This window comes from Staphylococcus sp. NAM3COL9 (assembly GCF_001431205.1).
In the GTDB taxonomy this organism is placed as follows: domain Bacteria; phylum Bacillota; class Bacilli; order Staphylococcales; family Staphylococcaceae; genus Staphylococcus.
The window spans coordinates 321318-348173 of record NZ_LGPC01000011.1 but is presented as its reverse complement, the minus strand read 5'-3'; the positions used below and the strand labels follow the sequence as shown (position 1 = coordinate 348173).

At 32.2% G+C, this 26856-nt stretch carries 23 protein-coding genes; 16 read left to right on the top strand and 7 right to left on the bottom strand.

The genetic code is table 11. The annotated features are described in order from the left end of the window. The first annotated feature begins 574 nt into the window (after window positions 1-574). The 4 genes from ACA31_RS04575 (at window position 575) to sucB (ending at window position 6859) form a co-directional block, all read left to right on the top strand. A complete protein-coding gene (locus ACA31_RS04575) occupies window positions 575-1237 on the top strand; it encodes a response regulator transcription factor (protein WP_057512188.1) in 663 nt (220 codons plus the stop codon). Then, the gene (locus ACA31_RS04570) at window positions 1234-2589 is read left to right on the top strand and encodes a HAMP domain-containing sensor histidine kinase (protein ID WP_057512187.1); all 1356 of its coding nucleotides are present in this window, start codon (window positions 1234-1236) and stop codon (window positions 2587-2589) included. Before ACA31_RS04575 ends, ACA31_RS04570 begins: the two co-directional genes overlap by 4 nt. Window positions 2590-2787: 198 nt before the next feature. Continuing rightward, entirely contained in the window at window positions 2788-5589 is a 2802-nt protein-coding gene (locus ACA31_RS04565; RefSeq protein ID WP_057512186.1) for a 2-oxoglutarate dehydrogenase E1 component, read from the top strand. A gap of 13 nt (window positions 5590-5602) precedes the next feature. Next, window positions 5603-6859, top strand: a complete 1257-nt coding sequence (gene sucB / locus ACA31_RS04560) for a dihydrolipoyllysine-residue succinyltransferase (protein WP_057512185.1) — start codon at window positions 5603-5605, stop codon at window positions 6857-6859. Between the two features lie 265 nt (window positions 6860-7124). Here the strand turns inward: sucB and ACA31_RS04555 are convergent, their stop codons facing one another. Both ACA31_RS04555 and ACA31_RS04550 read right to left on the bottom strand, forming a co-directional pair. Next, window positions 7125-7673 (bottom strand): helix-turn-helix domain-containing protein, encoded by a 549-nt coding sequence (locus ACA31_RS04555; protein ID WP_057512184.1) that lies wholly within the window; start codon window positions 7671-7673, stop codon window positions 7125-7127. A gap of 502 nt (window positions 7674-8175) precedes the next feature. Then, entirely contained in the window at window positions 8176-9051 is an 876-nt protein-coding gene (locus ACA31_RS04550; RefSeq protein ID WP_057512183.1) for an AraC family transcriptional regulator, read from the bottom strand. Window positions 9052-9171: 120 nt separating this feature from the next. On the opposite strand from ACA31_RS04550, the gene ACA31_RS04545 reads away from it, so the two are divergent. From ACA31_RS04545 to ACA31_RS04530, 4 genes are all read left to right on the top strand, one after another. Next, the gene (locus ACA31_RS04545) at window positions 9172-10038 is read left to right on the top strand and encodes a sugar phosphate isomerase/epimerase family protein (protein WP_057512182.1); all 867 of its coding nucleotides are present in this window, start codon (window positions 9172-9174) and stop codon (window positions 10036-10038) included. Window positions 10039-10161: 123 nt separating this feature from the next. Next, window positions 10162-11031 (top strand): sugar phosphate isomerase/epimerase family protein, encoded by an 870-nt coding sequence (locus ACA31_RS04540; RefSeq protein WP_057512181.1) that lies wholly within the window; start codon window positions 10162-10164, stop codon window positions 11029-11031. A 17-nt stretch (window positions 11032-11048) separates the two neighbouring features. Continuing rightward, a complete protein-coding gene (locus ACA31_RS04535; protein WP_057512180.1) occupies window positions 11049-12191 on the top strand; it encodes a Gfo/Idh/MocA family protein in 1143 nt (380 codons plus the stop codon). Window positions 12192-12229: 38 nt separating this feature from the next. Continuing rightward, window positions 12230-13237, top strand: coding sequence for a Gfo/Idh/MocA family protein (locus tag ACA31_RS04530; RefSeq protein WP_057512179.1), 1008 nt, complete (start codon window positions 12230-12232; stop codon window positions 13235-13237). Window positions 13238-13933: 696 nt separating this feature from the next. Here the strand turns inward: ACA31_RS04530 and ACA31_RS04525 are convergent. Further along, the gene (locus ACA31_RS04525; protein WP_057512178.1) at window positions 13934-14134 is read right to left on the bottom strand and encodes a hypothetical protein; all 201 of its coding nucleotides are present in this window, start codon (window positions 14132-14134) and stop codon (window positions 13934-13936) included. A 208-nt stretch (window positions 14135-14342) separates the two neighbouring features. Between ACA31_RS04525 and ACA31_RS04520 the strand changes: the two genes are divergently transcribed. The 6 genes from ACA31_RS04520 to ACA31_RS04495 all read left to right on the top strand — a co-directional run bounded on the left by ACA31_RS04520 (window position 14343) and on the right by ACA31_RS04495 (window position 21887). Continuing rightward, window positions 14343-15155 carry a VOC family protein gene (locus ACA31_RS04520; RefSeq protein ID WP_057512177.1) on the top strand — a complete coding sequence of 271 codons (813 nt, stop codon included), beginning with the start codon at window positions 14343-14345 and terminating at the stop codon, window positions 15153-15155. Between the two features lie 18 nt (window positions 15156-15173). Beyond that, on the top strand, window positions 15174-15377 hold the full coding sequence (locus ACA31_RS04515) for a DUF6501 family protein (RefSeq protein WP_057512176.1): 204 nt from the start codon (window positions 15174-15176) through the stop codon (window positions 15375-15377). A gap of 191 nt (window positions 15378-15568) precedes the next feature. Beyond that, entirely contained in the window at window positions 15569-16360 is a 792-nt protein-coding gene (locus tag ACA31_RS04510) for an ATP-binding protein (protein WP_057512175.1), read from the top strand. A 12-nt stretch (window positions 16361-16372) separates the two neighbouring features. Continuing rightward, entirely contained in the window at window positions 16373-18262 is a 1890-nt protein-coding gene (locus ACA31_RS04505; RefSeq protein WP_057512174.1) for a vWA domain-containing protein, read from the top strand. 122 nt (window positions 18263-18384) lie between these two features. Then, the gene (gene brnQ3 / locus ACA31_RS04500; RefSeq protein WP_057512173.1) at window positions 18385-19728 is read left to right on the top strand and encodes a branched-chain amino acid-like transporter carrier protein BrnQ3; all 1344 of its coding nucleotides are present in this window, start codon (window positions 18385-18387) and stop codon (window positions 19726-19728) included. 629 nt (window positions 19729-20357) lie between these two features. Then, a complete protein-coding gene (locus tag ACA31_RS04495; RefSeq protein WP_253721371.1) occupies window positions 20358-21887 on the top strand; it encodes a BCCT family transporter in 1530 nt (509 codons plus the stop codon). 253 nt (window positions 21888-22140) lie between these two features. Here the strand turns inward: ACA31_RS04495 and ACA31_RS04490 are convergent, their stop codons facing one another. From ACA31_RS04490 to ACA31_RS04480, 3 genes are read right to left on the bottom strand one after another with little or no spacing between them, the layout of a single operon-like run. Next, on the bottom strand, window positions 22141-23274 hold the full coding sequence (locus ACA31_RS04490; RefSeq protein WP_057512171.1) for a toxic anion resistance protein: 1134 nt from the start codon (window positions 23272-23274) through the stop codon (window positions 22141-22143). Window positions 23275-23302: 28 nt separating this feature from the next. Then, window positions 23303-23923: a 5-bromo-4-chloroindolyl phosphate hydrolysis family protein gene (locus tag ACA31_RS04485; RefSeq protein WP_057512170.1), complete on the bottom strand. Its 621-nt coding sequence runs from the start codon at window positions 23921-23923 to the stop codon at window positions 23303-23305. Window positions 23924-23936: 13 nt separating this feature from the next. Then, the gene (locus tag ACA31_RS04480) at window positions 23937-24206 is read right to left on the bottom strand and encodes an acylphosphatase (RefSeq protein WP_057512169.1); all 270 of its coding nucleotides are present in this window, start codon (window positions 24204-24206) and stop codon (window positions 23937-23939) included. Window positions 24207-24549: 343 nt separating this feature from the next. Between ACA31_RS04480 and msaA the strand changes: the two genes are divergently transcribed. After that, window positions 24550-24858 carry a regulatory protein MsaA gene (msaA, locus tag ACA31_RS04475; protein ID WP_057512168.1) on the top strand — a complete coding sequence of 103 codons (309 nt, stop codon included), beginning with the start codon at window positions 24550-24552 and terminating at the stop codon, window positions 24856-24858. Window positions 24859-25041: 183 nt separating this feature from the next. Then, on the top strand, window positions 25042-25242 hold the full coding sequence (locus tag ACA31_RS04470) for a cold-shock protein (protein ID WP_057512167.1): 201 nt from the start codon (window positions 25042-25044) through the stop codon (window positions 25240-25242). A gap of 347 nt (window positions 25243-25589) precedes the next feature. Here the strand turns inward: ACA31_RS04470 and lysA are convergent, their stop codons facing one another. Next, on the bottom strand, window positions 25590-26855 hold the full coding sequence (lysA, locus tag ACA31_RS04465) for a diaminopimelate decarboxylase (protein WP_057512166.1): 1266 nt from the start codon (window positions 26853-26855) through the stop codon (window positions 25590-25592). Window position 26856: the final 1 nt, after the last annotated feature.

Here is a 26856-nt window from a genome sequence, read left to right as displayed (position 1 = left end):
GGCTGTCGACAAAGTCATTGACTTTTCGGCAGTTTTTTATGTATGATTTTTGTAAATATTTTGCTTGAATTTTTAATCGCAACAAACAAGCCAAACATCATTATTAACGTTTGGCTCGTCCTCATTTTGAGCAACTAGATATATAACGTATCTTGTTGCCTTTTTGTGTCAAAATTTATTATAAAAACCGATTTTACAAAGTAAAACCGGTTTTTATATTCACGTTGTCTCGCAACGTTAGTCTTTTACGGGCATATAAAAGGGGATATTTCTGAAAATGATCAATCCAATAAGATCGAAATTCGTGTGGGGGGAATGTCTTATATTTGGAATTGATAATCATTTTCAATTACATTATACAACAATGAGAATTATTGTCAATTAGAATCAAGAAATTTTTATATATTCTTATATTTGTTAAAGTTTAATAACCTTCAAAATGTAACGCGACGGTATTTAGTATGATTTACTAGTTAAATAAATCTCGTGTATGAGCAACAATTATTATACAATTGTTAGTAATAACTTCCTACATTGTGTATTTTCATTTAAAATATAATTTGAGGTGCAACTTATGACAAAAATATTAATAGTAGAAGACGAACAAAATCTTGCTCGCTTTATAGAACTTGAACTTGAACACGAAAATTACTCTGTAGATATAGAATACGATGGACGTTTTGGTTTAGAAAAAGCACTGTCAAATAACTATGATCTTATACTTTTAGATTTGATGTTGCCAAATATCAATGGCTTAGAGATTTGCCGTCAAATTCGTCAAAAGCAAACAACGCCAATAATTATTATTACTGCTAAAAGTGATACCTATGATAAAGTCGCAGGTTTAGATTATGGTGCTGATGATTATATTGTTAAACCCTTTGATATAGAAGAATTATTAGCTAGAATACGTGCTATGCTACGTAGACAGCCACAAAAAAACATCATTGATATCAAGGGTATCATTATAGATAAAGACGCTTTTAAAGTCACTATAGAAGGCGAATCCTTAGATTTAACGAAAACAGAATATGACTTATTATATTTACTTGTTGTTAATAAAAATCATGTTTTGCAGAGAGAACAAATTATCACTGAAGTTTGGGGATATGATACTGAGGTCGAAACAAATGTTGTTGATGTTTATATTCGTTATTTAAGAAACAAACTCAAACCCTACGGTAAAGATAAATACATCGAAACAGTACGTGGCGTTGGCTATGTGGTTAGACAATGAAGCAAAGAAAATTAAAAACAAAATGGATGATGATAACAACAACAATAACGTTTTCAACGATATTTATTTTTAGTTTGATTATTATATTCTTCTTAAGCAATAGTTTACGTCACAATGAATTTGCTGAGGCAGAACGGAGTTCATCAGATATCGTAAACCTTTTTGAAACTAAACAAATTAAAGATATAACACCCTTAGATTTAAATGCTTCCTTAGGTAACTTTCAGAAAGTGATACTTTACAGTGACCACGGCAATAAATTAATGGAAACTTCAAATGATGATACGATAGGTTACACACCAAATTTTGCGACTAAAGATGCTAATGAAGCTTCAATTAAAAACCATCACAATACAGAATACCTGACTATAACACAACGTATCGATTCTCAAAGTTTCAAAGGGTATAGTGTCATCGTTCATTCATTAGAAGACTATAATACACTCGTAAACTCTCTATATTTTATTGCGCTTATTTTCGGTATCATTGCAACTTTTATCACTGCGATTATAAGTTACTTTTTCTCATCACAAATTACAAAACCATTGATATTAATGTCTAACAAAATGCAACAAATACGTAGGGATGGTTTCCAAGAACAAGTAGAGTTAACTACAAACTATGAAGAAACAGATAATTTAATCGTTACATTTAATGAAATGATGTTCCAATTAGAAGAATCTTTTAATCAACAAAGACAATTTGTGGAAGACGCTTCTCACGAATTACGTACACCATTGCAAATTATCCAAGGTCACTTAAATTTAATTCAACGTTGGGGAAAAAAAGATGCAGCAATACTCGAAGAATCATTAGACATTTCCTTAGAAGAAATGATGAGAATTACGAAATTAGTAGAAGAGCTCCTCTTACTCACTAAAGATAATAATAATAGTCGAGATGGAGAAATCGAAAATGTAGATATTAATCAGGAAATCACAGCTCGTATAAAATCTTTAAAACAATTACATCAGGACTATAAATTTGAATTTGAAGCTTATCCGAAACCACTTAATATTAAAATAAACCGTTACCAATTAGAGCAAATATTAATCATTTTCATAGATAATGCTATGAAATATGATCAGCATAACAAACATATTCATATTCAAACCAACCTTAGAAATAAACAAATTTCTATTGAGATAACAGACCATGGGGTTGGTATTCCAAAAGAAGACATTGAATTTATCTTTGACCGTTTCTATAGAGTCGATAAATCACGTTCTCGTAAATTAGGTGGAAATGGACTTGGCCTATCTATTGCTAAAAAAATAATTGAATTGAATCAAGGCACCATTCAAGTTGAAAGTGAGATAGGTGAATATACAACTTTTAAAATCACTTTTTAACATGTAAAATCTAGCATTTAAAAAGTTTGAATTCAGCAAAATATGCGTTACATTATTATATGTATTACAAAAGTAACAGAATCTATTTAATTTAGGTTCTGTTTTTTCATATAAGTAGGTTATTGGTACTTTAATTTGCGCCTGTTTAATGCTATTATTGATTTGTAAGCGTTTCAACTATTTTGTGGAGGGTGTAATATGAGCAACGAAAGACAGGTTTCCGAGGCTCCTGTAAATTTCGGGGCAAATCTTGGATATGTTTTAGATTTATATGACGTATATCTAAATGATCCGACTTCAGTCCCAGAAGATTTGCAAGTCCTATTTAGTACTATTAAAAACGGTGAAGCTAACATCGTAACAAATACTGAAGGTCAAAGTAATGTGACTAAAGGAGATAGCACAATCAAACGTGTTATGCGCTTAATAGATAATATCCGCCAATACGGGCATTTATTAGCAGATATTTATCCAGTCAATAGACCTGTAAGAGAAAATGTTCCAAAGTTAAACTTTGAAGATTTCAATTTAGACAAAGAAACACTTGAATCTATTTCTGCAGGTATTGTATCAGAGCATTTCAAAGATATATATGACAATGCTTATGAAGCTATTGTACGTATGGAAAAACGTTACAAAGGACCAATCGCCTTTGAGTACACGCATATCAACAACAATAGAGAACGTGTATGGTTAAAACGCAGAATTGAAACACCATACAAAGCAACTTTAAATGATAATAAAAAAATAGAACTTTTTAAAAATTTAGCCCATGTTGAAGGTTTTGAAAAATATTTACACAAAAACTTTGTAGGTGCAAAGCGCTTTTCAATTGAAGGTGTAGATACATTAGTCCCAATGTTACAGCAAACTTTAAAACTTGCGAGTGACGAGGGTATTCAAAACATTCAAATTGGTATGGCTCACCGTGGGAGATTAAACGTACTCACACATGTTTTAGAAAAGCCATATGAAATGATGATTTCTGAATTTATGCATACAGATCCAATGAAGTTTTTACCAGAAGATGGAAGCTTAAAATTAACTTCTGGTTGGTCTGGTGATGTTAAATACCACCTTGGTGGCGTGAAAACGACGCGTTCATACGGTAGTGAACAACGTATTTCATTAGCTAATAACCCAAGTCATTTAGAAATCGTAGCACCTGTTGTTTTAGGTAAAACACGTGCAACACAAGACAATACAGATAAACCTGGTGCTGTAACAACTGAATTTGAAAAATCTATGCCAATATTAATTCATGGTGATGCAGCTTATCCTGGTCAAGGCATCAACTTTGAAGCAATGAACTTAGGTAGCCTTGATGGTTATTCTACTGGCGGCACACTACACGTTATTACAAATAATCGTATTGGCTTTACAACAGAACCTGAAGAAGGTCGTTCTACAACATATTCTTCAGATGTTGCTAAAGGATATGATGTGCCAATTATGCATGTTAACGCAGACAATGTTGAAGCAACAATTGAAGCAATTGAAATTGCTATGGCTTTCAGAAAAGAATTCCATAAAGATGTCGTTATTGACTTAGTTGGTTACCGTCGATATGGTCATAATGAGATGGATGAACCATCAATCACAAACCCACTACAATATCATGAAATACGTAAACATGAATCTGTTGAACTTTTATACGGAAGACAACTCGTAGATGAAAATATTATTACAGAAGATCAAATGAATAATATTATGGATGAAGTACAAAAATCATTACGAGCATCTCATGACAAAATTGATAAAAATGATAAAATGGATAACCCAAATATGCAAAAACCAGATGATTTAGCAGAACCAATTCAAAGCGAAGATACAGAATTAAGCTTTGAACATCTAAAAGAAATTAATGACGCGATGCTTACGTATCCTTCAAATTTCAATGTATTGAAGAAACTTAATAAAGTATTAGACAAACGTAGAGAGCCATTTGAAAAAGAGGATGGATTAGTTGACTGGGCTCAAGCAGAACAATTAGCTTTTGCGACAATCACTCAAAATGGCAATCCAATACGCTTAACAGGACAAGATAGCGAACGTGGTACTTTCAGTCATCGTCACGCAGTATTACATGACCCAGAGACTGGTGAGAAGTATACACCATTACATCATGTACCTAATCAAAAAGCAACGTTTGAAGTACGTAATTCACCATTATCAGAAGCTGCAGTAGTTGGATTTGAATATGGTTATAACGTTCAAAATAAATCATGTATGACAATTTGGGAAGCGCAATATGGTGATTTTTCAAATATGTCTCAAATGATTTTTGATAACTTCTTATTTAGTTCAAGAGCTAAGTGGGGCGAACGTTCTGCTTTAACATTATTGTTACCTCATTCATTTGAAGGACAAGGACCAGAACATTCATCTGCACGTTTAGAAAGATTCTTGCAACTTGCAGGAGAAAATAATGCGACAATCGTTAATTTATCTAGTTCAAGTAACTATTTCCATTTATTACGCGCACAAGCTGCTACATTAGGCACAGAATCTATGAGACCTTTAGTAGTAATGTCGCCGAAAAGCTTATTACGTAATAAAACAGTAGCAGATCCTATTAGTAAATTTACTACGGGCAAATTTGAAGCGATTTTACCGGAAGAACATCAAAAAGATGCTGTAAGAAAAGTTATTTTAGCTTCAGGAAAAATGTTTATCGATTTAAAAGAATATTTGGCTAAAAATCCAAATGATTCTATATTAATTGTTGCAGTAGAAAGACTTTACCCATTCCCTGTAACTGAAATCGAAGCATTGTTAAATGAATTGCCGAATTTAGAAAACGTAGCTTGGGTACAAGAAGAACCGAAAAACCAAGGTGCATGGTCATTTGTTTATCCATGTCTAAAAGAATTAACTACAGATAGATACGATTTAAGTTATCATGGTCGTATACAACGTTCGGCACCAGCTGAAGGTGATGGTGAAATCCACAAACTCGTTCAAAATATGATACTCGAACAAAGTACAAAAATTAACTAGGGGGAAGTCAAGCATGCCAGAGGTAAAAGTTCCAGAATTAGCAGAATCCATAACAGAAGGTACCATTGCAGAATGGTTAAAACAAGTAGGCGATAACGTAGATAAAGGTGAAGCTATCGTTGAACTAGAAACAGATAAAGTAAACGTTGAAGTTGTCTCAGAAGAAGCAGGCGTTCTTCAAGAATTACTTGCAAACGAAGGCGATACAGTTGAAGTAGGTCAATCTATCGCTGTCGTTGGAGAAGGTAGCGGAAACAAATCTTCTGAAGCACCAGCTAAACAAGATGACGCTAAAAACGATTCATCATCAGAAAAAGCTCAACCACTAAAATCTGAAACGCAAAATGATAAATCAGAAGAAAAGAATCAGGATAACGGACAACGTGTTAATGCCACACCGTCAGCACGAAAATATGCTCGTGAAAAAGGTGTCGACTTATCTGAAGTAGCAGCACAATCGAATGATGTTGTAAGAAAAGAACACGTTGATCAAAGTCAAAATCAAAATCAAGTAACACCGGCCGCTAAAGAAGAAGCGAAAAAACCGGCACAACAAAATCCATCAAAACCAGTAGTTAGAGAAAAAATGTCTCGTCGTAAGAAAACAGCTGCTAAAAAATTATTAGAAGTTTCTAATAATACAGCTATGTTAACTACATTTAATGAAATCGATATGACGAACGTAATGAACTTACGTAAACGTAAAAAAGAACAATTCATTAAAGACCATGATGGTACTAAACTTGGATTCATGTCATTCTTCACAAAAGCAGCTGTTGCAGCACTGAAAAAATTCCCGGGTGTGAATGCTGAGATAGACGGCGACGATATGATTACTAAACAATTCTATGATATCGGCGTTGCAGTGTCTACTGATGATGGTTTACTTGTTCCTTTCGTAAGAGACTGTGACAAGAAAAACTTTGCTGAAATCGAAGAAGAAATTGGTAATTTAGCTAAAAAAGCACGTGATAAAAAACTCGGTCTAGACGATATGGTAAATGGTTCATTCACAATTACTAATGGCGGCATCTTTGGTTCAATGATGTCTACGCCAATCATCAATGGTAGCCAAGCTGCTATTTTAGGTATGCACTCAATCATTACACGTCCAATTGCTGTAGATACAGATACAATTGAAAACCGTCCAATGATGTACATTGCATTAAGCTATGATCACAGAATTATTGATGGTAAAGAAGCAGTAGGATTCTTAAAAATGATTAAAGATTTAATTGAAAATCCAGAAGATTTATTATTAGAATCATAATCCACAACACAAAATAGTTTATTAATCCCAATACAACGGCGTTTAACGTCGTTGTATTTTTATGTTTTTTAAAAATTGTAAAAAAGCATCTTATATTTAATAAAAATAAATGTAAGTATAAATTGTAGATTTTAGATAACTTAATACGCTTTTTTATATTTTAATTATTTAGCTAGCCTTGTGTGGGATGAGAATATGTAATAGGTACGTATAGTCTAATTTAATTCATAGATGGTCTCTGAAGATAAAGATAAATGATTGTGCATTAATAATGCACAATCATATTAAATCGAACTTGTGAATTATTTTCATTAGAGTAAAAATGGAACATATTAGCGTTAAATTTGATAGATTCGTCTTTATGGACCATATAGGTATCTCCATCCAATTTAAGCGTTAGTGTACCTTCATAAACCGTTATGTACTCTATAGACCCAGAACCATGAGGTGAATCTTTCATAAGCCCTTCAGGCTCAATAACAACCATATGACTCTCAAACTTTTTCTCAATATCAAACCTAAAAAATGGATATGCATTATATTTATTGTCTTCTGAAGTTAATGGCTTTAACTCATTTAAAGATATTTTTTTAATGTTTTCAATATTTTCTTGTGTAAGTTCTGAGAACGAAACTTTTAAACCGTTAGAAATTTTCCACAATATTGTAATCGATGGAATAGATTCTTTACGTTCAATTTGTCCAAGCATCGTTTTACTTACTTCAGTCAAAATGGATAAATGTTCCAGTGAATAACCATTTTGTTTTCTAAATAACTTAAGATTTTCGGCAATAATATCATTAATTTCTTTCATAGGTCATTCCACCTTTATTTTACAATCTAACGCAAGAATTATGTATTTCAAGACAATAAACGTTATAACGTCATTATACATGTTATAACGTTTATTGAAAGAGGGGAGGTAGTAGAGACGTTGTTATAAAAGATATAAACCCATTAACAGCAATGCTTACAACATCATTAATCAACTCGAACATACCACTTAATACAGTAGATTTCTTGTTTAAAATATACATTAGCCACGGTTTTCTATTTATTCAAATGACTACTGCTCATTATTTTGTTTCAATAACTATCTTATTATATTAAAATTTTGCTCATTCAAATCATTATTTTCAACACCTAAATATTGATTGAGTAAGAACTTGATTTTTGTATTTTCAAAATAATAAAGTGCATTTTTATCAAGTTAAGTACTTTTTTCATGATTGGTTTTTCCATTAAAGATCCCCATCAAGAAGACGCTTCTTATTTAGTGCGTCTTCTTGATGAGGATGCTCTATTATATAAACATTTTAATTTTGGGTATGTCGTTGGTAATAATCACGTGGACTACATCCGTAAGACATTTTGAATTTCCGATAAAAGTTAGAATAATCGCTAAAGCCACATAGATTGGCAACTTGTTGTGGACTTTCTCCATTTTTCAACATACGTTGCGCATTTTGCAATCGTTTTCGTAATAAATAACGATAAGGTGGGTAACCTACAAGTCGAGTAAAGAGCTGAGTAATTTTATAGCGACTTACATAGAATTTCTTTTCAAGATCTTCTAAAGAAATAGGATCTGCGTAATGTAACTCCATGTAATCTAATACTTGTCTTACTAACTCAGCTTCCGGATCATCTATTGCTGATACCTGTTCATTAGCAATAAATACTCTATTTAAAAGTATAAAAAATTGGGTGAGCAATGCTTCTTCTGCTAATTGCTTCCCAAACTTTTGACTGTTTTGTTCATTAATTAATCCCTGAAGTAAATAATAAAGTTCTCTTTTTTGTGATTCAGACAATTGCAGTAAATTTTTAAAGTTTGGTGCTTTTGTGTCAAAGCATGCACTTAAATCACATTTGTCTGTAGACAAAGATTCTAATAAATGTGCATCAAACCTTAATCCAATACGTTCGGCATGTCCATCCATTTGTTCATTTAATTGATGAAACTCATATGGTGTAATAAGCAATAAAGAACCTACATCTAGCTGATATTTTCTACCTTCAATGGTATATAGCATGTTGCCTGACAGTGAGAAGAATATTTCATAGTGGTCGTGATAATGTAATTCATTACCAACGTGACCATCACTTATCCTATGCCATGCTGCATACTCTCCATCAAAAGGTAACGAAATAGAATCAAATTTAAACTTAATATCCCCATTATCTTTCATTTAAATACCTCCCACTCAAAAAACAATCTTTTTCCCTTTATTTACAATGTTGTTAATTTTCACTCAATATATAATTAAATTATAACACTAAAGCAATATTAAATTGAAAGGATGATTTATATGACTGAACCACAAATTGGAGTTCAAATGATGATGCTTAAGGATAAGGTAGCTGAAGATGGGATATACAACGTTTTAAATAAAGTAAACGAACTTGGATATCATGCTGTTGAAGTATCTCAAATTGAAATGACAGAACAGAACATTGCTGAAATGCAACGTGCAATTAAAGATTTTGGTATGAATATCGCAGCAATGTCTTGTGGTGTTGAAGATATTTCTGAAGAACAAAAATATCCAGGTGATACATTACAAAATGATTTCGATAAAATTGTAGCAGATTGTAAAGCTGTCGATTGTACGATTCTACGTATTGGTATGCTTCCCATGAATTATATGGGCTCTAAAGAAAGTACACTTAAATTTGCTGAAATATGTGAGGACTATGCTAAACGTTTAAAAGAACATGGCATCGATCTTTACTATCATGCGCATAATTTAGAATTCGTTCGTTATAATGGAGAAATCATGTTAGATTTAATGCGTGATAACACTGAACATTTAGGATTTGAATTAGATATACATTGGATTTGGCGCGCTGGGATAGATCCAACTAAGTTCATACCAACATATGCAAATCGCATTCGTGCCATTCACTTAAAAGATTATCGCATTGGAGAAATTGACTGGGACCAATACCCTGGAGAAGGTGTTGAGAAGGTATATTATATGCTACATATGATTACACAATTTGCTGAGCTTGGTGAAGGGACTTTACCATTAAGAGAGATTATAGAAGCTGGCCTTGAAAGCGGCAGTGAATATTTCTTTGTTGAGCAAGATGAATTATACGGTGCCGACCCATATGATTGCTTAATCACAAGTCGTGACCACTTAATTGATTTAGGTTATAAAACATGGTTCTAATTTAATTGATAGTCTATTTACACCTTGATAGGTGCTTTTTTATAGTAAATATATGTAAGCGGTTGCAAATAATTAATTTATAAAACTTAAGTTATATTTATTAAAAATGGAGGTGTTTTTATAATGAAAAATATCGCAATATCAGGATTTTCTGATGAAATATCATCAGAATTAGATGCCCAGTTAAAAACTGTCAGTGAATTAGGTATGCGCTATATCTCATTGCGAGGCGTTGATGGTGAAAACATTAGTAAATATTCTGATGAAAGCATACAAGAAGATGTCTTACCAAGGTTAAAAAAGTGGAACATTGGTGTTTCATCCATTGGATCCCCAATAGGCAAAATTTATATAAATGATGATGTCGCTTTTGAAGCACAATTAGAAACATTAAAAACATTATGTCAAATATCAAATACTTTAGATTGTAAATACATTAGAATATTTAGTTTTTATATACCTAAAGAAGATGATTTTGATGATTATGAAAAAGAAGTCATTGCTAAATTAAAGCAATTTGCTGAAATTGCTGAACAATATAATGTGATTTTACTGCATGAAAATGAAAAAGATATCTTTGGGGATATTGCTCGGCGTTGCAATATTATTTTAAATGAAGTTGGTTCAGAACATTTTAAAGCAATCTTTGATTTTGCAAATTTTGTTCAGTGTGGCGAAGATCCACAAGTATGTTATGAATTATTGACTTCACATATAGAATATATTCACGTTAAGGATGCTATTTATGAAGATAGCGTCAATGTCTTGTGCGGCACAGGCGATGGTCAAATTGAATCGATACTTAAACAAGCAATTAATAGTGGCTACGAAGGATTTTTAACACTAGAACCTCATCTCGTTGTATTTGATTCGCTGAAAGATTTAGAACTTGAACATTCCACAGAAACAATCCAAAACACAGTAGCTAAAGACGGCGCTGAAGGATATAAAATGCAATATGAAGCTTTACTAAAAATACTATCTAATATTTAACAAGAGGAGAATGCATAATGGAAAAAGTTCGTTTAGGAATTATTGGTTTAGGTGCACAAGGTGGTACTTATGCAAGTTTTATTAATAGTGGAGAAGTAGATAAACTAGAAATCGGCGCAATATGTGACATTGATCCTAAGAAAAAAGCGTTAAGTGCTGAAAAATATCCAGATGTGCCTTTCTACGAAAACTATATTGATATGTTAGAAAGTGGCGATGTAGATGCAGTCGTTACTACAGTGCCTCATTACCTCCATACAGAAATAGGCAAAGAAGCATTGTCTAGAGATATTCATGCACTTTTGGAAAAGCCTGCAGATATCTATGCTGATAAAGTTAAAGAAATCAGTGATTTAGCAGCTTCTAAACCAGAATTAACGTTTGGTATTTTCTTTAATCAAAGAACCAACCCTTTATACCAAAAAGTTAAAGCATTAATTGACGATGGTGAAATTGGTAATATTCGTCGTACAAATTGGATTATCACTACTTGGTGGCGTCCTCAAGCATATTATGATCAAAGTTCTTGGAGAGCAACTTGGAATGGAGAAGGCGGTGGTGTTTTAGTAAACCAAGCGCCACACCAAATTGATTTACTCCAATGGTTATGTGGATTACCTAAAAAAGTATTTTCTAATGTTAAATATGGTTACCAAAGAGATTTAAACGTCGATGATGATGTAACAACTATATTAGATTACGGCAACGGTGCAACAGGTCTATTCATTACATGTACACATGACATTATTGGAACAGACCGCTTAGAAATCACTGGAGACAAAGGTAAAATATTAGTAGAAGATAGTAACAAAATCACACTGACTCGCTTAAAAGAATCTGAAACAGATATGAACCGCAATATGTCTTGGGAAGATGCTACCAAAATTTTCACCGGCAAGGGTTTTGACAATATCTATGATCAAGAAACGTTTGAATTTGAAAGTGTGTGGGGCCAACAGCACATCAGCGTATTAGAAAACTTTGCAGCTAATATTATCGATGAAACACCATTGATTGCTCCAGGCAGTGACGGTATTAATGGTGTTAACTTTGTAAATGCCATTTATCTTTCAAGTTGGTTAGGCACAGAAGTATCACTACCAGTAGATCCAACAGAATTTAAAAACGCATTACAAGAAAAAATTCAATTAGAACAATAAATTAACTTATAAAAGCATAAATAAACGGAGATGGTCATATGCTTAAAATTGGAATTGTTGGACTAGGTGATATCGCTCAAGTACATATTCAAGCGATTGAAGATAATCCAGATGCTCAATTAGTAGCAGTTTGTGATGAAAATGAATTATTTAAAAATAAAGTACCTCATACTCATTTTTATAAAGATTTAATTGAAATGTTAGATTCAGAAGCGCTAGATTGTGTTCATATTTGTTTACCACACTATTTACACCTATCAGCAACATCAACTTGTGTCGAAAAAGGCGTTCATGTGCTTCAAGAAAAACCGCTTGCAATTAATGCCAAAGAAGGTCTTGAATTAGTGAAGTTAGCGCGCAAATACCCAAAAACAAAAATTGGTATTTGTTTTCAAAATCGCTATAATGATACCTTTCAAACACTACAACAAATCGTTCAAAATCGTAAATATGGTGACGTGGTTGGTGTAAAAGGACTAGTAACTTGGTTTAGACCTGAAGCTTATTATACAGAAAAACCTTGGCGTGGTAAGATGGACACTGCTGGTAGTGGCGTGTTAATCAATCAAGCCATTCACACACTAGATTTAATGCAATTACTTTGTGGGAAAATCGCTTCTATTAAAGGCAATGTCTCACAACTATTAGCTTACGATATCGAAGTAGAGGACACCGCAGCAGCACATATAGCGTTTGAAAATAAAGCGAATGGCATGTTTTTCGCTACAAATGCTAGTATTAGTAATTCTAGTGTTGAGCTTCAAGTCATCTTTGAAAATGAAAAATTCACAATTAAAGATAATATCCTTACACGTGTAAATGAAGACGGTTATAAAATACAAGTTATAGAAGACGCTAAAGCACCTAAAACGAAATCTTATTATGGACCAAGTCATGGTAAACTGATTAATCAATTTTATGACTGCATTCATAACGATACGCAAAATTATATACATGCTCAAGATGCACTCGCATCCATAGCTATGATAGATGCAATTCAAATGTCTTCTGAATCAAATCATACCGTACAATTTACCAGTAATTAAATCTTCTCTTTCATAAAGACAAATTAAGTGCAAAGTACATAAATACAACATGTTATTTTGTAAATGTAAATTAGATATTGCACTGTAATTGACTCATATATACTCAGCTATGTGGAGCAGGACAAGAAATCAAATATTGATTTCTTATCCTGCTCCTTTTTTTATTCGAAAATTCTAATTTTGAAAGTGCATTTTTGCTTGCGATATTGTTTGAGTTCGTTGTATCTCGCTCATACTCACTGGACGTTAGCCTTTTAAAACATTTGTACAAGTACATATAAATACTAAAATAATTTATATGGTTTCTACTTTATTAGGGATGTTTATGACTTATACTCTTTTTTTTACAATTTTTTAAATAAATAAAATAATGTTATCAATCAATACAATATTCTATCCATTATTAATTCATGTTTTTAATAAACAATAAAATAAATAAAAGATTGTTAGTACAAAAGATTTAGACGTACGGAGACAAGTAGGCACTTTACTATCATTGAATTTTAAATAGAAAGCCCCAATCCATTAGAAAAACTAATAGATTGGGGCTTTCTAATAGAGAATGAGATAATTTTGTCCCAGACCCTTTTAAATTTTACTACGAAGTTATTATTCAAGTATAATGAATTAAAGTTCTTTTCAATTATGACTCTAATAATCTCGGTTAAATATACATACCTTGAAAATGTAAATTTATTAAGCTATATACACGAAAAGTTCAATAATAGCAATAATTAAAAACACTAAGAAAACTACTCCATAGATATTATTTTTCTTAACACTTTTAGCATCAGCATTTTTTTGCTTTGCTTTATTATTTATATTCGAAAAGAAAGTAATTCCAGAATACACTGCTATAAGCACAGTGATAGCAAATACAAGCCATACAGTTAACATTTTAAAACCTCCTTCTAATTCAATAAATTTATTTTCAAATTTGTCATGAAAAATAATAAATCACGATATATATATACATTTTAATACATTTTCTTAATTCGTCCAATGTATAATCGTTATAATTTTGTAAAACCATTATTCATCATACAAATAATACTTAAAGTAAGTTATAATTAGTTGAAAAGATATGAATAGAGGGGTTAATATAATGAATGGTCTTAGAAGTGTTACTACAGGGACAAATGATTTAGAAAAAACTAAAACTTTATTTAAAGATATACTCGGGCTCAATGTAACAAACAAAGAGCAAGCGCTACGTTTTGGAGATGCTGAACTTAATTCTGGCACACGTATACATTTTGTAGAAATACCTAACTATATTAACAATAATAATCATATAGATAACATCGGCTTGCGGGTGCCTAGTGATGAAGGTCTGGATGAGTATAAATCAGTATTAGATAATCACCACATTAACCATGGTGGTGTAACTGATTTAAATGGTCATAAATATTTTGATTTTAAAGACCCAAATAATCAATCTTTTAACATTTACTCAAATGAACATAATACTGGAGCGCCACTAGGTATGCCATCATTTGAAAATACTGTAAACCCATTACATCAAATACAGGGATTGGGGCCTGTCCTCTTGAAAGTTAATGAACTCATGTTAACGCAATCTATTTTAACTAAGGTTTTTGGGCTCATACATTTTGCCGAATATGCACCAACAGACGATGCCGATTATAAAGTACAAGTATTTCGTATAGGAGATGGCGGGCTAGGTGGCGAGCTGCATATCTATGCTGCAAAAGATGAAATAAAAATGCCTGAACATGGTATAGTTGAACAAATTGAATTGGCTACTGAATCAAAACCACATTTTCAAAATGCATTGCAACAACTTGAAGTTATTGGGATTCCCTATCAAACATTAGATCAAGATGGCGAACGTTCTTTAAGAATTAGTGAAAAAAGCGGCATCACATTTATATTAACTTTAGAAACAAAACAATAAAGAGAGGTTTTTACAATTATGTTACATGAAACTTGGAAAACAAACACACCTATTAAAAAAGTCGAAGTCGAACATGCAGAAGCGAAAAAATTCACAGTATCTGATATGCTAACAGTAGGTAAACAATATGACGTTATCAATGAAACTGAGGAGTATTATCAAATCGTCGATAACTCTGGTCTAGTTGGCGGATATTATAAAGACTATTTTAAAGAAGTATAAGATTTTAAATATATCGTATTGAACCATGAAAGTAATAAACAATTTCTCACAAACTATTGTGAGTTTATAAATTTTCTTATTAAAATAGGACTAGGGCAAAATATGATAATGTATTCTTGCCCCAGTCTATTTTTAATGATTTCTAATAATTATTAGACAAACATGTACATGTCAAAGGAGACATTAAAAAAATGACAAATGCACAATATATTAATAGAGATGAAACTGTCTTTAATGATGCCAAATCATTAATGAAATTAAATAAAAATATCCTATTAAAAGGGCCAACGGGTTCTGGGAAAACAAAACTCGCTGAAACGTTAAGTGAAACTTTAAATAGACCGATGCACCAAATTAACTGTTCAGTTGATTTAGATGCAGAAAGTTTATTAGGATTTAAAACAATACAAACAACTGACAACGGATCACAGGAAATTGTCTTTATAGATGGGCCTGTCATACAAGCTATGAAAGAAGGGAATATTCTTTATATCGATGAGATTAACATGGCGAAACCAGAAACGCTTCCCATACTGAATGGTGTATTAGACTATCGTAGAAAATTAACAAATCCATTTACCGGAGAAGTTGTCAGTGCAGCACCAGGTTTTAATGTCATTGCAGCTATAAACGTAGGATACATTGGTACATTACCTATGAATGAAGCACTAAAAAACCGTTTCGTTGTTATTGAAGTAGATTATATTGATGGTGATATTTTAAAAGATGTTATTAAAAATCAAAGCCAGTTAAAAAACGATGCTGTTATCCAAAGCATTATAAAGTTCAATGAAGATTTGAGAACAATGACAAAACAAGGTCAAATTTCTGAAGAAGCAGCCAGTATTCGAGCACTAATTGACTTGAGTGATTTAGCAACAATCATGCCAATAGAACGTGCGATACAGCGCACGATTATAGATAAATTAGAAGATGAACGTGAACAACAAGCAATTAAAAACGCAGTAGAATTAAACTTTTAGTGAGGGATAATCATGAGTGATCGTTTTATAAAATTTAATGACGAACAGCTTGATGCAAAGCAAGTCATGATGCTACAAGATTTAGCTCGTCTTTTACTGAAAAATGAACAAGCACACGTTAAAATCCAAAAATTCCCATATTATGATCCAATCCATCATACATTAATTACAAGCTCATTTTGGTCACATAGAAGTAAAGAAATAGAATCCACAGGATTAAAATCAGATGTATTACTTGCTACTTATGGTTATCATATGATGGATGAAAAGACTGTAAACGAAATCATTCATAATCGTGAGTTTCAACACCCTAAATTCTTCCAGCAACTTTTCAAATTATTAGAGGACAAACGTGTATTAAATACCATAGTACAATTACGTCCTTCGACAAAGCCTATAATTCAAATGCGTAATGAGGTCAGATTAAATTATACACAGACACAAATTAAAGTTTATAAAACCAAAACAACTTTTACAGACTTACTATTTTTATATTTAGAAGCATCTTTTTTAACAGAAAATTTTTATGATGTACCGCAAATCCATCCTCAAATTGATGATATTTTAAATCATATGTATCAATATTTGCCTGATTTCTTCTATAATGAAACGTCTGAAGATAATATGTATTTAGCAGAACGTATCATGTATCAAATTGACAATATTTTAAAAGAAGATATGTTGAACGAGTATTATCATATACCGAAAAAGGTTTATGAAGCAATACAAGAACTTAATTTTGAGGATTTAACGAGAACTGACTCAAGTAACTTAGATGGACAGTCTGAAGAACAAAATGATAAAGAAGTTGTAAGTGAAGATATGGAATCTAATAACCAAGATAGTGCGTCAGAAGGTGGCGCTTATTTAGAAATGGAATTACATGAAGGCGAGAATAGTGATGTCATGGGTGATAACGACACTGCACGCGAAGGGGATGCGAGCGATGATATGACTGATATGCAAACTAAGAAGGGTAAAGGATCTACTGATAATGTTGAAGATGACGAAGGGGGTTCTGTCGGTCACAATCAAGCATTTGCACTCAAAGGTATCAATCAAAATGTAGAGATTAAATGGAATATTCCAGACATCGAACCACAATATATCAATGATTATCATGACGTTGAATCTGAAGTTCAGTTTGAGACAAAAGATTTAATTCAAATCATAAAGAAAACAATTGATAGAGAATACCAGGATGAACGCCGTAATTTAACTAAAGGAAGACTTCAGAAGAATCTACTTAATTGGTTTATTGATGATCAATATAAGCTGTTTTATAAGAAACAAGATTTAAGCCAATCCTTTGATGCTACTTTTACATTGTTAGTTGATGCATCTGCAAGTATGCATGATAAGATGGAAGAAACCATCAAGGGTGTTGTACTATTCCATGAAACTTTAAAATCATTAAATGTTAAACATGAGATACTTGCATTTAATGAAGACGCGTTTGATGCTGATGAGGCTAATCAACCCAATATTATTGACGAAATTATTTCATACGATCGCTCAATTTTAGAAAAAGATGGGCCAAGAATTATGGCCCTAGAGCCTCAAGATGATAATAGAGATGGTGTAGCAATTAGAATAGGAAGTGAACGATTAATACGTCGTTCGCATAATCAGCGTTTTCTAATTGTATTTTCAGATGGTGAACCTTCGGCATATAATTATAGTCAAGATGGTATTTTAGACACTTATGAAGCCGTTGAAACTGCTAGGAAAATGGGGATTGAAGTATTTAATGTATTTTTAAGTCAAGACTCTATTACAGAAGATATCGAACAAACGATTCATAATATTTATGGTCAGTATGCAATTTTTGTAGAAGGTGTAGAAAATTTGCCTAGTCATTTGTCACCGTTATTGAAAAAACTTTTATTAAAATCATTTTAGCTAGACTAATTTTTATAAATAATCTATATATATTTAAATATTCTGAAATTTATATAGACGGCATCTAATTAAACGTGATAGAATAGATAATATTATTTTATGGATTAAAAGGAGAACGTCATATGAATAAAAATACATGGATTATAGGCTTCACATTGTTTGCAATGTTCTTTGGCGCTGGTAACCTTATTTTCCCACCGAATTTAGGTTTAGATAGCGGAGAATATTTCTGGCCATCCATTTTAGCATTTGTATTAACTGGAATTGGATTACCGTTGTTAGGCGTTGTTGTGGGTGCATTAGATAAACAAGGCTACATCGGGTCACTAAATAAAATATCACCTAAGTTTTCAGTAGTATTCTTAGTAATTATATACTTAACAATAGGTCCGTTATTTGCGATTCCACGTACAGCGTCAACATCATTTGAGATGACTGTTACACCGATTGCACAAACAAACAGTAGTTTAGCATTATTTATATTTACAGTTATTTATTTCTTAATTGTATTATATTTATGTATCAATCCTAGTAAAATGGTTGATCGTATCGGTTCATTGCTAACACCATTACTACTTATCACTATATTAGCGATGATTATTAAAGGATTTATAGATTTTGGTGGTAATGCACCAAGTCAATCTGCAGAAGCGTTTACTTCTGGATTTGTTGGATTTTCACAAGGGTTTACGAATGGTTACTTGACGATGGACGCAATTGCAGCAATTGCCTTTTCAATGATTGTAGTTAACGCTGTGAAAGCAACAGGCGTTACAAATGCGAATAAGATCTTTAAGCAAACATTGCTAGCTGGCTTAATCGCTGCAGTTGCCTTAATGTTTATCTATATTTCTCTAGGTTTTATCGGTAACCATATGGATGTATCACAAGAAAAAATTGCTAGTTTAACAGCAAAAGATCAAAACATAGGCACGTACTTATTAACTACAATGGCAGACGTAGGTTTTGGAACTTTTGGTAAATATTTATTAGGCATCATTGTTGCACTTGCGTGTTTAACTACTGCTTGTGGTTTAATCGTTTCAGTGTCAGAATATTTCCATAGAATTTTACCGAAAGTTTCTTATAAAGTGTATGTAATTGGATTTACATTAATCAGTTTTATATTAGCAAACCAAGGTCTAAATTCTGTGATTACAATGTCTGTACCGGTACTTAGTATTGTATACCCAGTAGCAATTACATCAGTATTACTGATATTGGTTGCACGTTTTGTACCAACTAAACCAATTGCACAACAAATTCCAGTTGCGATTGTTGCGATTGTTTCAGTATTAAGTGTAGTACATACACAAGGCTGGATAAAAATGAGCTTTATTGATAACTTACCTTTAAAAGGCTATTCATTAGAGTGGTTCCCAATTGCCATAGTAGCTACAATCATAGGTTATATTGTAGCTACTATGGTTAAAAACCAAAAACCTATCGTTTATGAAAAAGATTAAAAATTTATTTAAGTAGATTCTGCTCAATATTTAAACGCATCGTTTTTGTAATGATACAATCCCTTCAAAGTAGTCACTTTGAAGGGATTTTTATGTATAAAAATTTTGTTTTGCTGTTGAAAAATCTTTATTCAAATAAAAAACGTTTTTTTAAGATATAGCATTTTCCAAGTGCATTGTTAATATATAATAATTTAATCTTAAAAATCATAACTATTTTGCAAAGTCCAATTGATTACTAAGAAAAAGTGGGCTATAATCTTAACTTCAAGTGTTTCGTCAGTGACAATAGTAAGTCTCTTGTCACTATCATAAATAGACTTACATATTTTTCACTAAAGATAGTAAGTACGCGTTTTCATGTTCACAAAAACATCATTTGCTATAGTCTAAGGCTTTGTTTTCATACTTATAATCTTGAAATCTAAAACAATATTCAATGATATTCGTAAGCAATTCGATAAGTACTGAGAAAGCTAAACTATTTATTATAAAAGACTTAATATAGAGAAAAATAGAGAGAACTTTAAAAAGAGGAGTAGAATAACATTAAATTTTCTTATTGGAAAGATAAACTAGATTGGCCTGTGTTTCTTATTAGTGGTGGTGTACTCGTATTATTTGTAATTATGTCATCACTATTTACTACAGCAACTTCGGATTTCGTGCAAAAAGGCTTTGAACTTTCAATCACATATTTCGGTGCATTTTGGCAAGTTTTATTACTCGCAACATTTGCGGTAGGTGCTGTTTTAGCTTTTTCAAAGTATGGTCGTGTAAGGCTCGGAAATGCTTCTAAGCCTGAAATGAGTTACTTCAGATGGGCAGCAATTGTAATTACGTCAGGATTAGGCGCAGGTGCTATATTTTGGGCTGCTGCTGAACCTATGTATTATTTTATTGATGTGCCACCAACTATGGATTCAAGTATCAAAGATGGTAGTGCAGCTGCTATCCCCGCTGCAATGGCTCAAAGTTTCACATCATGGGGCTTCACAGCCTGGGCTGTTTATGGTGCTGTAAGTGGAATTATTATCATGTATGCACATTATAATAAAGGCATGAAAATGCGCCCAAGAACAATTTTATATCCAATATTTGGTGAAAAAATCGAACATACTAAGTCAGGCTCTTTGATAGATGTCTTTTGTATCTTAGGCGCTGTAGCTGGAACAATTGGAACAATTGGATTTTTCGGTTTTCAATTTAGTTACTGGTTACATAGTATTTTTGGTATTCCAGATAATATCATTACTCAAGTCTTATCTGTTGCGGGACTTATGGTCATTGTATCTATATCTGCGACTACAGGTATAGATAAAGGTATACAATTTCTTAGCAAACTAAATATATGGTTAGCAATCGCGCTTGCTGTTTTTATATTATTAATAGGCCCTGGTGGTTTTATTATTGATACTTTTATATCTTCTTATGGAACATATATCACTAATTTCTTAGAAATCAGTACCTTTAGAGGTGATAATCAATGGGCCGGTGCATGGATGCTTTTCTTTTTTGGTTGGTTTATAGGTTATGGTCCATTAATGGCTATGTTAGTTGCCCGTGTATCAAAAGGGCGAACGATTAGAGAAATTTTCATCCTAGTCTCAGTCGTATCAGCTGTGGTTTCTCATTTTTGGTTTTCTATTTTAGGTGGAAGTGGATTGTTTTATGAATCTAAAAATAATGGTTCAATTAGTGATCCTTTATCTGAAAATGGGTTACCTGCAGCAGTTATCTCAATTGCTACACAATTACCTTTAGGCAATGTATTAGTTATAGCTTTACTCATTTTGACGCTTATATTTGTAATAACAACTGCAGATACAATGTCATATTCAATTTCTATGTCAGTTACAGGCGAGGGAGATCCACCTAAAATCATCAGACTATTCTGGGTTGCCATTATGGGTATAATCTCAATTATTCTTATTAATATTGGCGAGGGTAGTATTAGTGCAATACAGTCCTTTATAATCGTAACAGCAGTACCTATATCGATCATCATGCTACCTGTCGTTTGGACAGCGCCGAAAATTGCGCATAAACTTGCTGTTGAACAAAATATAGTAACTACTCAATCCACAGACACAGCCGAAGATACAGAGAATTTAATTAAAAAATCAACAAATCAACATACAGAAGATACTAAACTTTAAATAGAGCGAATAGAACCAAACCTCTAATCTCAAAATCAAAATGGGAGTGAGACAGAAATCTAATTTTTCTAACAAAGTTTCGTCGTCCCACCCCGGCAAAGTTGACTGGAAAATTGAAAATAAGGCTGAGACATGTATTTATGTCTCAGCCTTATTTTTTAATTTATATAGAACAATGAGATGGGACAAGGATAAAAAATGATATTTTGATTTTCTATCTCGACTCCACATTCCTTATTTGTTCATAAAAAATTTATTTATTATCTTTCATATCTAGCAATTGGTTTTGTAATTCTGATTCAAGTTGATTTAATTCTGTTTCTGCTTGTTTACGTTTAGTACGGCCTTGTTCTTGGATTTGAAGTGTCTGTTCAATTGTTTCGATTATATCATTTTGTGTAGTCTTTAATGTCTCAATATCAACGACACCACGCTCATTTTCAGTAGCTGTTTCTAATGCATTTTGTTTTAATAATTCAGAGTTCTTTAATAGTAAATCATTCGTAGTATCTGTAACAGCCTTTTGAGCTGATACAGCATTACGTTGCCTCATCAACGTTAACGCAATAGACATTTGGTTTTTCCATAACGGAATACTCGTTAAAATTGAACTTTGAATTTTCTCAGCAAGTGCTTGGTTGACGTTTTGAATCATACGTATTTGAGGTGCTGTTTGAATTGCAATTTGTCTTGATAACTGCAAATCATAAATACGTTTGTCTAAACGATCTATAAATTGTTCCATATCAGATGCTGCTTGTACATCCATTTGATTACCAGTCGATTTTGCTTGTGTTCTTAGTTTTGGCACTTCAGTCTGTTGAAGAGCATGCTGTTTCTTTTTAGCTGCTTCAATATATAAAGACAATTCTTCAAAATAATCTTTATTCATATTGTATAATTCATCTAACATGTCTATATCTTTTTTTAAGTTATTTTTATGCTTATCTAACTCAATCGAAATACGATCAATCTGTGAACCTACAGATTGCATTTTAGAAAAGATTTCATTAATAGATGCTTTCGTACGTTTAAATATGCGTTTCAACTTAGATTGGTTTTCTGGATTAAGTTCTTCAGGATTAACTGACTTTAATTTGCTCATTAAACCATTCAGAGATTCACCCACAGGCCCCACGTCCGTGGTGTTAACTTCATTTAAAATACGGTGTGAGAACTGCGACATATTTGCTTGTGCTTGCGTACCATAATTCAGTAAACCATCATTATCCATTGGTTTTATTTGTTCGCTCAACTTTTCGATTTTTTGTTGTTCCTCTTGAGTATATTGCGTTTTATTATTGATTATTTCATTTTGATTAGCTGACTGCTCATCAATATATTTATCCAATGGATGTGAACTTAAAAAGTCTTGTTCTTTAGCCATTCAATTTCTCTCCATTCTTAATTCTATGTTATTTATGTCGTTTCTGTTCCATTTTGTTTAATTCCATCTCTATATCCAACTTGCTATAGTCTTCGTTATTAATTCTCTTCAAGTCAGCAACTAAAGTTCTTTTCACTTCGTCTAAAGTAATTCTTGTTTGTTCTAATTTTTGTTTTTCTTCTTTAGATTTTTTAGGTGACTTTGATAATCTTGTATATGCTTCAATTAAATTCAATGCATTATCAATATGTGAATAGAAAAAACCTTCTACTTTGAAAAATGAACCTGGTTGTTGTTTCACTGCAAAATAAATTGCACGAGAAATTCGGTATATTTCATTCACTTGTCTAAAATCTTTAATCGATCTCACATTTACAAATGTTTTCAAAATTCTTCTAATCTTATCTTGTGCATTGTTTAACTGACTATTTACAAAATGATAATCACGACGTGATAGACCAATTTCATTTAAATATTTTCTAGAAGTTAAACGTTGAGTAGGGAAGTAAATTACCAAAAACGTTACCGCAGAAATAAGAAAATCAAATATAACATAAATATCTAAAGCAAAAACACTAGTAAACCATGCGATAACTGCTACTGGGAAAGCTATGATTGTCCCAAAAATACGTGAAATAGTATATCTCAAACTTCATCTTCCTTTATATAGTTTTAAAATCCTTTAATGATTCATTAATATTTAATTCTTCTATAGTATAATCTTCAACATGCGAGGCAGGTGACGCACCGTCTATAACTGCATTTAAAAATGAAGTTAATGCTTTTTCGTTTCCTTGCGCATATATATCAACATAATTATCAATATTTTCAACTGAGCCCACAATATTATACTTTCTAGCTATCTTCTGTGTATAATATCGGAAACCTACACCTTGCACCATTCCAAATACTTTAACGTGTTTGCACTGCATATTATCACCTCTTAATAGTATTATACGAAATTTTAGACTACAAAACTAATATTTACGTTTGAGCAACGTATGTAAATAGGCCAAAAGTATGAGTCAGATAACTTGAATTTGTATATTTTCTAGTTAAAATATTACACATAGACAAATTGTGCGACTCTAATTAAAGTATATAACTAGTTCTATTCATATCTATTTATAAACGTGGGGGGAATTTTATTTAGAGTGAATGTATGAAGACCATACATAAGTATAATCAACTTGTTCGATTAAGCTTAAAATTTAGAACACGATGTTTAAATGTTTTGAAATTATTTTTGAGCTGACTATGAAAGGGTGAAATAAAATGTGGACAGTTGCAAAAATTAGAGCTGACTATGAAGGCTGGTGGTTATTTAGTGACTGGACTGATCATATCTTGGAACAACATAATTTTGAGACTTATAACGAGATGTTAAGCCATTATCAGTCAATCATTTTAAAATGTAAAAACGATTATGATAATTATTTAGTTGGTAAATATAATATTCATGCGTTTTATAATAATTGCGATTTAGGATTTTGTGAAGATTGCGATGAAGATTTACAAATATTCTATAGTTTTATTGTTTTAAATAATAATGAAATATATTATAAATTACCTATTGTTGAATAAACAGTTTATTCAGATTTGTATTGCAATTTTAATTAAATTGCTTTATACTATTAGTCAAGCAATAGTTTTATTCCATATTGCAAAGAATATTGTAATAACAGATTTAAACTGTGAAAATTGTATTTTTTGTAATATGCGAATAACGCATATTGAATGAATATTAGTCTTGGAGGTTTCACAGTTATGAAACAAGGTACAGTAAAATGGTTTAACGCCGAAAAAGGTTTTGGTTTTATCGAAGTTGATGGAGAAAACGACGTGTTCGTACACTTCTCAGCAATTAACCAAGAAGGATACAAATCATTAGAAGAAGGTCAATCAGTTGAATTTGAAGTAGTTGAAGGCGACCGCGGTCCTCAAGCTGCAAACGTTGCTAAACTATAATATAGATTTCTATATTGACTTTATGTAAAAAGAACCTTGTCAAAGGTTCTTTTTTTTATATAAAGCCCCTTACTTTTAAGATTGGGGGCTCTTAATGCATGCGACAAGCATGTAATCTTTTATTTCCATTGCTTGCTAAAATCGAGTCAGCCTTTCGTAATAAGTGCAATATACATCTATTCATTCAAAACAGGCATTTAAAGAGCTTTCAATCCTAATCATGACCAAATAATCCAGAACCTTATATTGTTTGTTTAACGTGCTTAAAACTCCATTTCAAAACAATATAAAAGGTTGTTAGTACTCCCGGTAGGGAGCGTCTAACAACCTTTTTCTTATATGTTCATTTATTTTGTATCATTAATGATTAATTGACGTAATGATTGACGTTTAATAACTTCTCTTGCCTTTCCATCTTTTAAGAAAAATACGGATGGTTTCTGCATTTGGTTATAATTTGATGCCATTGAATAATGATAAGCACCAGTTGATAAAACCGCTAAATAATCGCCACGTTTAACTGTACTAGGCAAATGTGCATCTTTGATAATAATATCTCCAGATTCACATAATTTACCTGCAAGCGTTACAGTTTCATCCTTCGGATCATTTCTATTGACCAGTAGCGCTTCATACTTGGCATCATATAGAGAGGTGCGAATATGATCACTCATGCCACCATCAATTGACACATACTTATTCACATTAGGAATGTTTTTGATTGTACCTACTTCATATAAAGTAATACCAGCTTCACCAACAATTGAACGTCCAGGTTCAATACCAATTTCTGGAATAGGGTAATCAGCTTCTTGTGCTATCGTTTTAATTGCATCAGTTATTTCTGCAATGCCATCTTCGATAGGGAAGCTCACATCACCTTCAACATACTTAATACTAAAGCCACCACCTAAATTAATCAATTCTATTTGAATATCATTTTCTTTCAGCCATTGAATAACTAATTTAGTAGTTTCAGTCATCGCTTCAGTACCTTCAATTTGCGAACCCACATGGAAGTGAACACCTTTAAGATTTAAGCGCTTAGCATCTTTAACTTTTTTGACGCCTTCAATCGCCAAACCGTGTTTGATAGACAAGCCAAATTTACTATCTTCTTGTCCAGTTTGGATGAATTCATGTGTATGTGCTTCAACTCCAGGATTTAACCTTAACACTACATTCACTTCTTCACTTGCATAACGATCAATAAGATCAATTTCTTCTAGAGAATCGATAACGATATAACCCACTTTACTTTCTAAGGCATATTGTATCTCACGTTTTGTCTTATTATTACCATGAAAATGTATGTGTTGTGCATCAAAACCGGCAGCTAATGCTGTGTATAATTCACCTTCAGATACCACATCTAATTCGAGTCCTTCTTCTTCTACTAATTTAACCATTTGTAAACAAGTAAATGCTTTAGAAGCATATGAAATATTATAGTTTAATCCGCTCTTTTGAAAAGCTTCATGAAAACGCCTCATTTGTGTTCTGATTTGCGTTTCATCATAAACAATCGTAGGGGTCCCAAAACTTTGTGCTATCGTTTTAAGACTTGTACCTCCAATTGTAAGCTCTCCTTTATCATTGTATTCTACTACCATA

Excerpts from the sequence above, each read along its gene's own strand:
- ACA31_RS04575 (WP_057512188.1), top strand. The coding sequence starts at position 575 with ATGACAAAAATATTAATAGTAGAAGACGAACAAAATCTTGCTCGCTTT.
- ACA31_RS04570 (WP_057512187.1), top strand. The coding sequence starts at position 1,234 with ATGAAGCAAAGAAAATTAAAAACAAAATGGATGATGATAACAACAACA.
- ACA31_RS04565 (WP_057512186.1), top strand. The coding sequence starts at position 2,788 with ATGAGCAACGAAAGACAGGTTTCCGAGGCTCCTGTAAATTTCGGGGCA.
- sucB (WP_057512185.1), top strand. The coding sequence starts at position 5,603 with ATGCCAGAGGTAAAAGTTCCAGAATTAGCAGAATCCATAACAGAAGGT.
- ACA31_RS04555 (WP_057512184.1), bottom strand. The coding sequence starts at position 7,673 with ATGAAAGAAATTAATGATATTATTGCCGAAAATCTTAAGTTATTTAGA.
- ACA31_RS04550 (WP_057512183.1), bottom strand. The coding sequence starts at position 9,051 with ATGAAAGATAATGGGGATATTAAGTTTAAATTTGATTCTATTTCGTTA.
- ACA31_RS04545 (WP_057512182.1), top strand. The coding sequence starts at position 9,172 with ATGACTGAACCACAAATTGGAGTTCAAATGATGATGCTTAAGGATAAG.
- ACA31_RS04540 (WP_057512181.1), top strand. The coding sequence starts at position 10,162 with ATGAAAAATATCGCAATATCAGGATTTTCTGATGAAATATCATCAGAA.
- ACA31_RS04535 (WP_057512180.1), top strand. The coding sequence starts at position 11,049 with ATGGAAAAAGTTCGTTTAGGAATTATTGGTTTAGGTGCACAAGGTGGT.
- ACA31_RS04530 (WP_057512179.1), top strand. The coding sequence starts at position 12,230 with ATGCTTAAAATTGGAATTGTTGGACTAGGTGATATCGCTCAAGTACAT.
- ACA31_RS04525 (WP_057512178.1), bottom strand. The coding sequence starts at position 14,134 with ATGTTAACTGTATGGCTTGTATTTGCTATCACTGTGCTTATAGCAGTG.
- ACA31_RS04520 (WP_057512177.1), top strand. The coding sequence starts at position 14,343 with ATGAATGGTCTTAGAAGTGTTACTACAGGGACAAATGATTTAGAAAAA.
- ACA31_RS04515 (WP_057512176.1), top strand. The coding sequence starts at position 15,174 with ATGTTACATGAAACTTGGAAAACAAACACACCTATTAAAAAAGTCGAA.
- ACA31_RS04510 (WP_057512175.1), top strand. The coding sequence starts at position 15,569 with ATGACAAATGCACAATATATTAATAGAGATGAAACTGTCTTTAATGAT.
- ACA31_RS04505 (WP_057512174.1), top strand. The coding sequence starts at position 16,373 with ATGAGTGATCGTTTTATAAAATTTAATGACGAACAGCTTGATGCAAAG.
- brnQ3 (WP_057512173.1), top strand. The coding sequence starts at position 18,385 with ATGAATAAAAATACATGGATTATAGGCTTCACATTGTTTGCAATGTTC.
- ACA31_RS04495 (WP_253721371.1), top strand. The coding sequence starts at position 20,358 with ATGTCATCACTATTTACTACAGCAACTTCGGATTTCGTGCAAAAAGGC.
- ACA31_RS04490 (WP_057512171.1), bottom strand. The coding sequence starts at position 23,274 with ATGGCTAAAGAACAAGACTTTTTAAGTTCACATCCATTGGATAAATAT.
- ACA31_RS04480 (WP_057512169.1), bottom strand. The coding sequence starts at position 24,206 with ATGCAGTGCAAACACGTTAAAGTATTTGGAATGGTGCAAGGTGTAGGT.
- msaA (WP_057512168.1), top strand. The coding sequence starts at position 24,550 with ATGTGGACAGTTGCAAAAATTAGAGCTGACTATGAAGGCTGGTGGTTA.
- ACA31_RS04470 (WP_057512167.1), top strand. The coding sequence starts at position 25,042 with ATGAAACAAGGTACAGTAAAATGGTTTAACGCCGAAAAAGGTTTTGGT.
- lysA (WP_057512166.1), bottom strand. The coding sequence starts at position 26,855 with ATGGTAGTAGAATACAATGATAAAGGAGAGCTTACAATTGGAGGTACA.